The organism is Pseudomonas sp., from assembly GCF_051660785.1.
GTDB lineage: Bacteria > Pseudomonadota > Gammaproteobacteria > Pseudomonadales > Pseudomonadaceae > Aquipseudomonas.
Window position 1 is genome coordinate 192508 of sequence record NZ_JBOFQE010000020.1, and the last position, 8911, is coordinate 201418.

An 8911-nucleotide genomic window follows, 5' to 3' on the forward strand; every position below is an offset into this window, starting at 1 on the left:
GAACAATCCCGCCCCATAAGGACCGTGGAGACGGACCAATATGAGCGACTTCAATACCCTCGAACTGCTGACCGACCCACGAGGTTTCGCGACCCTGTGGCTCAGCCGTGAAGAAAAGAACAACGCCTTCAACGCTGAGATGATCCGCGAACTGATCCTCGCCCTGGACAAGGTGTCGACCGACGCCAGCCTGCGGTTTCTGCTGGTGCGTGGCCGTGGCAAGCATTTCAGCGCCGGAGCCGACCTGGCCTGGATGCAGCAATCGGCCGAGCTCGATTACCACACCAACCTCGACGACGCCCGGGAACTGGCAGAGTTGATGTACAACCTCGCCAAGCTGAAAATCCCGACGCTGGCCGTGGTGCAAGGCGCGGCTTATGGCGGCGCGCTGGGCCTGATCAGTTGCTGCGACATGGCGATTGGTGCCGATGACGCGCAGTTCTGCCTGTCGGAAGTGCGCATCGGCCTCGCGCCGGCGGTGATCAGCCCGTTCGTGGTGCAAGCCATTGGCGAACGCGCGGCACGCCGTTATGCACTGACGGCCGAGCGTTTCGGTGGCCAGCGGGCGCGTGAAATCGGCCTGTTGTCGGAGAGTTTTCCGATCAATGAGCTGGAGCAAAAAGTTGAACAATGGATCGACAACCTGCTGCTCAACAGCCCGGCCGCCATGCGCGTCAGCAAGGACTTGCTGCGTGAAGTCGGCAACGGCGCGCTGACCCCGGCACTGCGCCGTTACACCGAGAATGCCATCGCCCGTATCCGTGTCAGCCCCGAAGGCCAGGAGGGGCTGCGCGCCTTTCTGCAAAAGCGTCCGCCGAGCTGGCAAGCACCCACTACCACCAAGGAGCCGCGTTGATGAGCGCACCTGTTCTCACCACATTGTTGGTGGCCAACCGTGGCGAAATCGCCTGCCGGGTGATGCGCACCGCCAAGGCGTTGGGGCTGACCACCGTGGCCGTGCACAGCGCCACGGACCGTGAAGCCCGGCACAGCCGCGAAGCGGATATCCGCGTCGACCTTGGCGGCAGCAAAGCCGCTGACAGCTATCTGCAAATCGATAAATTGATCGCAGCGGCCAAGGCCAGTGGCGCTCAGGCGATTCATCCCGGCTACGGTTTTTTGTCCGAGAACGCCGGGTTCGCCCGTGCCATTGAAGACGCCGGCCTGATCTTCCTCGGCCCGCCCGCCTCGGCCATCGACGCGATGGGCAGCAAGTCCGCCGCGAAAGCCTTGATGGAAACCGCCGGCGTGCCCCTGGTACCCGGCTACCACGGCGAAGCCCAGGACTTCGACACCTTCCGTGACGCCTGCGAACGCATCGGGTACCCGGTGCTGCTCAAGGCCACGGCGGGTGGCGGCGGTAAAGGCATGAAAGTGGTCGAGGACGTCAGCCAGTTGGCCGAAGCCCTGGCCTCGGCGCAACGTGAAGCGAAATCCTCGTTTGGTGATTCGCGGATGCTGGTGGAGAAATACCTGCTCAAGCCGCGTCACGTGGAAATCCAGGTGTTCGCCGATCAGCACGGCAACTGCCTGTACCTCAACGAACGTGACTGCTCAATTCAGCGTCGCCATCAGAAAGTCGTCGAAGAAGCGCCCGCTCCAGGCTTGAGCCCGGAACTGCGCCGCGCCATGGGCGAAGCTGCCGTACGTTCGGCGCAGGCCATCGGCTACGTCGGTGCCGGCACCGTGGAGTTCTTGCTGGATTCGCGCGGCGAGTTTTTCTTCATGGAGATGAACACGCGTCTGCAGGTCGAGCACCCGGTCACCGAGGCAATCACCGGCCTCGACCTGGTGGCGTGGCAGATTCGCGTGGCGCGCGGTGAAGCGCTGCCGATGACTCAAGAGCAAGTCCCGCTGATTGGCCACGCGATTGAAGTGCGGCTGTACGCCGAAGACCCGAGCCATGATTTCCTGCCGGCCACCGGGCGCCTGGCGCTGTATCGCGAATCGGCCGAAGGCCCTGGCCGTCGGGTCGACAGCGGCGTTGAAGAAGGCGATGAAATTTCACCGTTCTACGACCCGATGCTCGGCAAGCTGATTGCCTGGGGCGAGGACCGTGAACAGGCGCGGCTGCGTTTGTTGAGCATGCTCGACGAGTTTGCGATCGGCGGACTGAAGACCAACATCAACTTTCTGCGCCGGATCATCGCTCACCCGGCATTCGCGGCGGCGGAACTGGACACCGGGTTTATTCCGCGTTACCAGGAGCAACTGCTGCCAGCGCCTGCGGACCTCAGTGACGAATTCTGGCAAGCCGCTGCCCAGGCGTTTGCACAAAGCCAACCGGCTTCTCCGCGTACTGATGACCTGAGTTCGCCTTGGTCTGTGGGCAATGGTATGCGTGCCGGGCTGCCGAGAGAAATCACCCTTCACTTGAGTTGCGAAGGACAGGACCGGGCGCTGACATTGGGTAACGCTGATGCTCACACCGCCCAACTCAAGGGCGAACAACTTCTGACAGAATACGACGGCGTGCGTCGCCAGCATCGGGCAATCCGCCGTGGCGAGGTGGTGTACCTGCAATGGGAAGGTGAACTGCGCCGCATCGAGGCCTACGACCCGATCAGTGCCGTCGAAGCCAGCCACAGCCATCAGGGTGGACTTACCGCGCCCATGAACGGCAGCATCGTGCGCGTATTGGTCGAGGCCGGGCAAACCGTCGAAGCCGGGGCGCAACTGGTGGTGCTGGAGGCGATGAAAATGGAGCACAGCATTCGCGCGCCTCACGCCGGAGTGATCAAGGCGCTGTATTGCCAGGAAGGCGAGATGGTCAGCGAAGGCAGTGCGTTGGTCGAGCTGGAAGAGGCGTGAAATGAAGATCGGTCCTACGCATTGCGAGGACCGATCTGATTAGAATTTAGCCGTTGCCTGAACCACTACACCGAGGATTCGACACTCTTCGGTGAACAGGGCTTTCGGATACGTCGGATTGAGCGGGACCAGGTAACGCTGCCCGCCCTCCTCGATCAGCTTGCGGAAGATCGCTTCAACGCTGTCCGACCATTGCGCGATCACCAGCTTTCCGGGCTCCGGCACAATGGCCGGGTCCACCAGAATCATCATGCCCTCGGCAATGCTGGTACCGCTGGGTGCGGTCATTGCATCGCCCACAACCTCGAGCCAGAAGGCCGCGCCCTGAGCGTGGTAATCGGTCAGTTCGAAACGCGGCTTGCCGTAGACCGAAAGCTCACCGTCACGCACCTCGGCAGGCAGGCGCCAGTCACTGACCGGGTAACGGAAGTACGGGTTGTACTTGTGCGTCAGGGACATCTCGTCGTCCTGCAGCACCAAGGGCTCGCGGATGACCATCGCCACTTCCAGAAAATCCATCCCGAGCGCCCGCAAGACACGGTTCATGTCTTCGATGCTCGGCTGACGGCGTTTATTCAGCCAGTGACCCACGCCGCCCTGGGACATCCCGAGGCGATCGGCGAGTACTTCCTGAGTGACTTTGAGTTCACTCATCTTGGCTTTGACCAACTCAATCCATTTATCCATGGGCGGCACGATACGTGGGGGAACTCCGACCAGCAAAACACAAATTGTAGTATTTAAATTCTCGTCACAAATACAGTCCGTACTAGGATGGGTTCACGGATCTGAATCTATCACGGAGCTTGCCATCGCCATGACGTTACCCCGCAATGACCTGTCGGATATGCAAATGGACACCACCCTCACCTCGCCCAAAGGCAACGCCGCTGCGCAAAAAGCCCTGGACTATTACTTGAAACCAACTGTTTCAGAAGCGGTGGTCGAGGAGCGATTTTTTGATGTGAACCCTGCCGTCAGCGGTGAAGAGGCATTGGTGCACGCGTCGGATCTGTTGCGATGCGCCGCGGCGACCGCCTTCGAGTCAGCCAACAACCTGCAGGGTGCAAGTCGGGACCTGGCCTTTTCGACAGTACATATGATCGACATGGCCAAGGCGATGATTGATCGCTCTTTACAAGGGCATCAGTGCGCCTGAGTCGGACGCATTTTTGAGGAAGACGGGAAAGAAGTTTCCAATCGCGCAGATAAAATCATTTGACTTGCAAACGAGAATGATTATTATTGCATGCAGCTGGTCGCGAGATCAGTCGATGGACCAAGGGACCTTAGGTCGGTCTCCTGGACTATCTCCTCATCAGGCTAATCACGGTTTTTGACCCGGCTTTTTGCCGGGTCTTTTTTTTGCCAGTTATTCTGGCTTTGGCTTCAGGCTAATGAAGTCTTCGGGTGTTGCAAATTCGATTGGCGCGGATGATATCAAAAGAATATCCATTGGCAAGAGAAGCCCGGTCTTATTGGCCCAAACTAATGAAAAATAGCACTTGAGAATCAATCGCACAGTCTCTAAGCTGCGTCGGCGTCAAGGAGGACGCCCCCCCCTTTTGCCCCGCAATTTCCGCCAGTTTTACCCTTCCCAGCGTGTAAAGTAGCAGCCATAAAAATCATATTCAGGAATCGACTATGACCGTGGCTAAATCCTCATTCGACATCAGCGCAAATTTTGACAGCGGCAACATTGAAGTGCTGGACATCAGTAACCCGCTTCAAGCGCTGCTGGCCATCAAGCCAGACACCCGCAGCCAGCATTTCCAGTGGTTCCATTTCAAGGCCAGCGGTCTGCATGTCGGTCAGGAGCACTGGTTTCGTCTGAACAATGCCAGCAAGTCCTCGTATAACAAGGCTTGGGACGGTTATCAGGCCGTGGCGTCCTACGACCACGTCAACTGGTTCCGGGTGCCGACCATCTTCGAAGGCGACTGCCTGCGCTTCAGTCTCGAAGCCACAGCCACCCATGCCTGGTTTGCCTATTTCGAACCCTACAGCCGTGGCCGTCATGACTGGTTGATCGAACAGGCGCTGTCCAAGGCCGGCACTCAATTGCTGGCCACAGGCAAAAGCGCGGAAGGTCGTGACATCCAGTTATTGCGCAAAGGCACCGGCGCCGAAGGTCAGCGCAAGGTCTGGATGATTGCCCAGCAGCACCCCGGCGAACACATGGCCGAGTGGTTCATGGAAGGCGTGATCGAACGCCTGGAAAAGCATGACGACCCGGTTCTGAACAAACTGCTGGCCAGCGCCGACCTGTACCTGGTGCCGAACATGAACCCGGACGGCGCCTTCCACGGTCACCTGCGCACCAACGCCATGGGCCAGGACCTGAATCGCGCCTGGCAGAACGCCAGCCAGGAAGTCAGCCCGGAAGTGCTATTCGTTCAGCAACAAATGGAAGCGTACGGCGTCGACTTGTTCCTCGATATCCACGGCGATGAAGAAATCCCCTACGTGTTTACCGCCGGTTGCGAAGGCAACCCGGGTTATACGCCGCGAATTGAAAAACTCGAAACCCACTTCCGCGATCATCTGAAACACCTGACCAAAGACTTCCAGACCAAGCACGGCTACACCCGCGACGAACCGGGCAAGGCCAATATGACGCTGGCCTGCAACAGTGTTGGCCAAAAGTACGACTGCCTGTCGCTGACTCTGGAAATGCCCTTCAAGGACAACAACGACGCGCCAAACGCACTGACCGGCTGGTCGGGCAAACGCTCCAAGCAACTGGGCAAGGACGTACTGACGACTGTTGCCGATATGATCGATACCCTGCGCTGACAACGCGGTCCATGTAGCAGCTGGCGCAGCCTGCGTCCGGTTCGGGCCGCGTTCGGACGCAGCAGTCGTAAAATCAAACACCGTGGTCCTTCAGATAAATCGCGGTGTTCCTTTTACGACTGCTTCGCAGCCGGACGCAGCCTTCGGCAGCTGCTACACAGGTTTAGCCGCGATCCTTACCTCGCAACATGCTGTCCAGCACATCATCACGCCGCACCCAGCCGTGAAACAACGCTGCCGCCAGATGCAGCAACACCGTCAGAAACAGCAAATACGCCAGATAACCATGAGCCTTGCGCAAAAACGCAAACATCTGCGCATTAGCGGGCAGAATCGACGGTAACTGGAACGAATTGCTCAGCATCACCGGATCCCCCGCCGCTGAAATCATCGCCCAACCCAACAGCGGCAAAACAAACATCAGCGCGTACAGCAGAACATGCGAAGCCTTGGCCGCCAGCGCCTGCCAAGCCGGCAAGTCCGCCGGCAATGGCGGCTGTTGCGTGGAAAAACGCACCACCAGACGCACAATCACCAACAGCAAAATCGCAATGCCCAACGGTTTGTGCAGATGGATCAGCCACTCATGCCGCTCGGACACCGAGGCCACCATGCCCGCGCCGATAAACAGCATCGCGATGACCATCAACGCCATCAGCCAATGCAGCAGCCGCGCCAACGGCGCGAAATGGTTCGGTTGAGCGCTCATTGATGAGCCTCCTGTTTAGCGTTGGCGGCAGGCAACTGTTTGACTTCACTGGTGCGGCGCAGATAGGAACTGGCGTAACCCGCCGAGCGAGCGGCGAGCAATGGGTCGTCGGAACCTTCGATACCGGCCGGTAATACGAGCGGGTCGTAGTTGATGTCGCGGCACTCGCCATCGAGTTGCGGTTGCGTGCGTTCGAGCACCAAGGTGCCGGCGTTCACAACTTTGCGGCCATCAGGCCAGGCCTTGCTGGCGTCATTGACCGGGTCTCCGGGGTTCGCCAGGGTGATGTTCAACTGCCAACGAAGCGGTCCGGCGGACAAACGCTGAACCAGATCTTTTTCCAGGAAGTCAGCCCCTTCAGGCGCCGTGGCACCGGCAGCATCCTGCGCAATCGGCACCATGCTCCAGCGTACCGCTTGCCGCTGTCCGGCGGCGTTCACCAGGTAAAACGCGTTGACGCTGTTGTAGGTTTCGGTCACATAGCTGGCGGATGGTTTGGCCGTCTTGATCCAGGCCAGAAACTGCGCCGCTTCCGGGTGAGCACCAAAGAACGCCGGAACCGCCGCAGGATTAGGCTTACCGGTGGCCGGATCCGGCGATTGCGCCTGCTGCAATTGATAGAACGCTTCAGGCGTGCCCACCGGGAACACCGGCATGCTGTTCATCCCGGTGCGCCATTGCTGGCCGTTAGCCTGGGTGAAACGCAACGCCATACTGCGGATCGGTACGCTGCTGTCAGGCGCATAAGGATTGCCCGCGGGCAAGGCAAAACGTCCGACCACCGGGGTTTGCGCCTCGTTGAACACCTGCGCACTGGAGTAAGTGCGCGCCTCGCCGCTGCTTTCGAAATGCCCGATCACGCACACCCCTTTGGAGTGATTGCGCCGGAACCCCGGGTGCACGCCATTGTTGGTTTCCAGCACGTTGATCAGTTTTTTCGGCGTCAGACGCTGTGGGTCAAAGGTGCCGTTGACGTAGGCAAAAGCACCGGCCAGCGCAGCAACCACCACAGCAATGCCGGCCAGGCGCAACGTCAGGCTTGCGGTACTCAGCGGTGGCCGGGTGGGCGGTGATGAACGATCTACCATGAATGACTCCAGGGCCATCGGCCACAAGTGAGAAGAACCAAGCAGACGCACGCCACAACGCTTTATTCCATCGCCTGCTATTTATTTTTCAGGGCGTGGAATAACCTCGAACGTCGGGCGTCTTCCTAGTCCACAGCGTAGTGACTAGTCAGAACTTCATGAACGATATCGACGAACAACTCAGAGAAATCATTCCAAGATTGCGCCGGTTTGCCGTGTCGCTGACACGCAATCCCAGCAGCGCCGACGATCTGGTGCAGTCGAGCCTGGAGCGTGCCCTGTCGAGTTGGGGCGACAAGCGCGCCGAGGGTGACTTGCGTGCCTGGCTGTTTTCTATTCTTTACCGACAGTTTCTAGACTCCCACCGGCGCTCCCGGCGTTATGCGCGGATGCTCGAATTCTTTACCGGCCGTGACGACGCCCAACCGTCGACAGAACGCACCGTGATTGCACAATCCACTCTGCAAGCCTTCGACCAGCTCACCACTGAACAGCGTGCGTTGCTGCTCTGGGTGTCGGTGGAAGGTTTGAGTTATAAAGAGGTCGCCGAGATTCTCGACGTCCCGACCGGCACCGTGATGTCCCGCCTGTCCCGCGCCCGTCAGGCCCTGCGCCAACTCAGCGACGGCGAAATCACCAGCCCTTCTTTGCGGATACTCAAATGATCAGCATCCCCCCGAGCGAGCGTGACCTGCACGCCTACGTCGACCACCAGCTCAACGACGCCGACCGACGCCTGGTCGAAACCTACCTGGCGAGCAATCCTGAAACCGCCGCACAGGTGCGCGACTGGCAGCAGGACGCCCAACAACTGCGCGCGGCCATGAGCGGCGCCTTGCATTACACGGCCAACCCGGACCTCGACCCGGCACTGATTCGCCAACGCCTCAAACGCCAGTCCCGCCGTCATCTGGCCAGCGCTGCGGTGCTGTTGATCGCGGTCAGTGTGGGTGGATTGAGTGGCTGGCAGGCGCGGGAAATGACGCTGGTCAGCACGCAACTGCCGATGACCGATGCGATGCAGGCTTACCGTTTGATCGCCCAGCAAGGCATGCTGCCGGCCGATTACAAAGTCAGTGACGATGGCGACATGCAGGGCTGGCTCGACCGTTATTTCAGCCACGCCAATCGCCTGCCGGACCTGACCGGTTCGGGATTCAAACCGGTCAGCGGCCGCTTGCTCAGCACCGAGCAAGGGCCGGCAGCGATGGTGGTTTACGAGGACCAGGGCGGGCACAAGATCAGCTTCTACGTGCGACCACCGGGGCCGAAAAACAACCTGTTGCCTCGGGGCAGCCGCAGCGATGGTGAGTTGCAGGCCGAGTATTGGTCTGGCGCTGGTTACAACTATGCGATGGTCAGCCCGAGCGATACGCCGGCGGCGCAGATGCTCAAGCAAACCACCCAGTTCTGACCCGACAACAATCCCCTTTGGGAGCGAGCCTGCTCGCGATAGCGGCCTGTCAGACAACATTTTTGTTAACTGATAGACCGCTATCGCGAGCAG

The 8911-nt window shown here is 59.6% G+C and carries 9 protein-coding genes; 6 read left to right on the forward strand and 3 right to left on the reverse strand.

The features are described from left to right. The first annotated feature begins 40 nt into the window (after window positions 1–40). Window positions 41–856, forward strand: coding sequence for a gamma-carboxygeranoyl-CoA hydratase (locus ACRC4F_RS05650; protein ID WP_438658453.1), 816 nt, complete (start codon window positions 41–43; stop codon window positions 854–856). Further along, window positions 856–2811, forward strand: a complete 1956-nt coding sequence (locus ACRC4F_RS05655; RefSeq protein ID WP_438658454.1) for an acetyl/propionyl/methylcrotonyl-CoA carboxylase subunit alpha — start codon at window positions 856–858, stop codon at window positions 2809–2811. Before ACRC4F_RS05650 ends, ACRC4F_RS05655 begins: the two co-directional genes overlap by 1 nt. Window positions 2812–2850: 39 nt before the next feature. On the opposite strand, the gene ACRC4F_RS05660 is transcribed toward ACRC4F_RS05655, so the two are convergent. Next, window positions 2851–3498, reverse strand: a complete 648-nt coding sequence (locus tag ACRC4F_RS05660) for a LexA family protein (RefSeq protein WP_438658455.1) — start codon at window positions 3496–3498, stop codon at window positions 2851–2853. 130 nt (window positions 3499–3628) lie between these two features. On the opposite strand from ACRC4F_RS05660, the gene ACRC4F_RS05665 reads away from it, so the two are divergent. Both ACRC4F_RS05665 and ACRC4F_RS05670 read left to right on the forward strand, forming a co-directional pair. Continuing rightward, entirely contained in the window at window positions 3629–3970 is a 342-nt protein-coding gene (locus ACRC4F_RS05665) for a DUF6124 family protein (protein ID WP_438658466.1), read from the forward strand. Window positions 3971–4455: 485 nt separating this feature from the next. Continuing rightward, a complete protein-coding gene (locus ACRC4F_RS05670) occupies window positions 4456–5607 on the forward strand; it encodes a M14 family metallopeptidase (RefSeq protein ID WP_438658456.1) in 1152 nt (383 codons plus the stop codon). Window positions 5608–5770: 163 nt separating this feature from the next. Here ACRC4F_RS05670 and ACRC4F_RS05675 read toward each other — a convergent pair whose 3' ends face one another. Beyond that, on the reverse strand, window positions 5771–6316 hold the full coding sequence (locus ACRC4F_RS05675; RefSeq protein WP_438658457.1) for a cytochrome b: 546 nt from the start codon (window positions 6314–6316) through the stop codon (window positions 5771–5773). Then, on the reverse strand, window positions 6313–7404 hold the full coding sequence (locus ACRC4F_RS05680; protein ID WP_438658458.1) for a catalase family peroxidase: 1092 nt from the start codon (window positions 7402–7404) through the stop codon (window positions 6313–6315). The genes ACRC4F_RS05675 and ACRC4F_RS05680 overlap by 4 nt, the downstream gene beginning before the upstream one ends. 158 nt (window positions 7405–7562) lie before the next feature. Between ACRC4F_RS05680 and ACRC4F_RS05685 the strand changes: the two genes are divergently transcribed. Further along, a complete protein-coding gene (locus ACRC4F_RS05685) occupies window positions 7563–8069 on the forward strand; it encodes a sigma-70 family RNA polymerase sigma factor (RefSeq protein ID WP_438658459.1) in 507 nt (168 codons plus the stop codon). Beyond that, entirely contained in the window at window positions 8066–8818 is a 753-nt protein-coding gene (locus ACRC4F_RS05690; RefSeq protein ID WP_438658460.1) for an anti-sigma factor family protein, read from the forward strand. The genes ACRC4F_RS05685 and ACRC4F_RS05690 overlap by 4 nt, the downstream gene beginning before the upstream one ends. Window positions 8819–8911: the final 93 nt, after the last annotated feature.

What these genes read in the sequence shown, in the direction of transcription:
- ACRC4F_RS05650 (WP_438658453.1), top strand. Translation starts at nt 41, where the DNA reads ATGAGCGACTTCAATACCCTCGAACTGCTGACCGACCCACGAGGTTTC.
- ACRC4F_RS05655 (WP_438658454.1), top strand. Translation starts at nt 856, where the DNA reads ATGAGCGCACCTGTTCTCACCACATTGTTGGTGGCCAACCGTGGCGAA.
- ACRC4F_RS05660 (WP_438658455.1), bottom strand. Translation starts at nt 3,498, where the DNA reads ATGGATAAATGGATTGAGTTGGTCAAAGCCAAGATGAGTGAACTCAAA.
- ACRC4F_RS05665 (WP_438658466.1), top strand. Translation starts at nt 3,629, where the DNA reads ATGACGTTACCCCGCAATGACCTGTCGGATATGCAAATGGACACCACC.
- ACRC4F_RS05670 (WP_438658456.1), top strand. Translation starts at nt 4,456, where the DNA reads ATGACCGTGGCTAAATCCTCATTCGACATCAGCGCAAATTTTGACAGC.
- ACRC4F_RS05675 (WP_438658457.1), bottom strand. Translation starts at nt 6,316, where the DNA reads ATGAGCGCTCAACCGAACCATTTCGCGCCGTTGGCGCGGCTGCTGCAT.
- ACRC4F_RS05680 (WP_438658458.1), bottom strand. Translation starts at nt 7,404, where the DNA reads ATGGTAGATCGTTCATCACCGCCCACCCGGCCACCGCTGAGTACCGCA.
- ACRC4F_RS05685 (WP_438658459.1), top strand. Translation starts at nt 7,563, where the DNA reads ATGAACGATATCGACGAACAACTCAGAGAAATCATTCCAAGATTGCGC.
- ACRC4F_RS05690 (WP_438658460.1), top strand. Translation starts at nt 8,066, where the DNA reads ATGATCAGCATCCCCCCGAGCGAGCGTGACCTGCACGCCTACGTCGAC.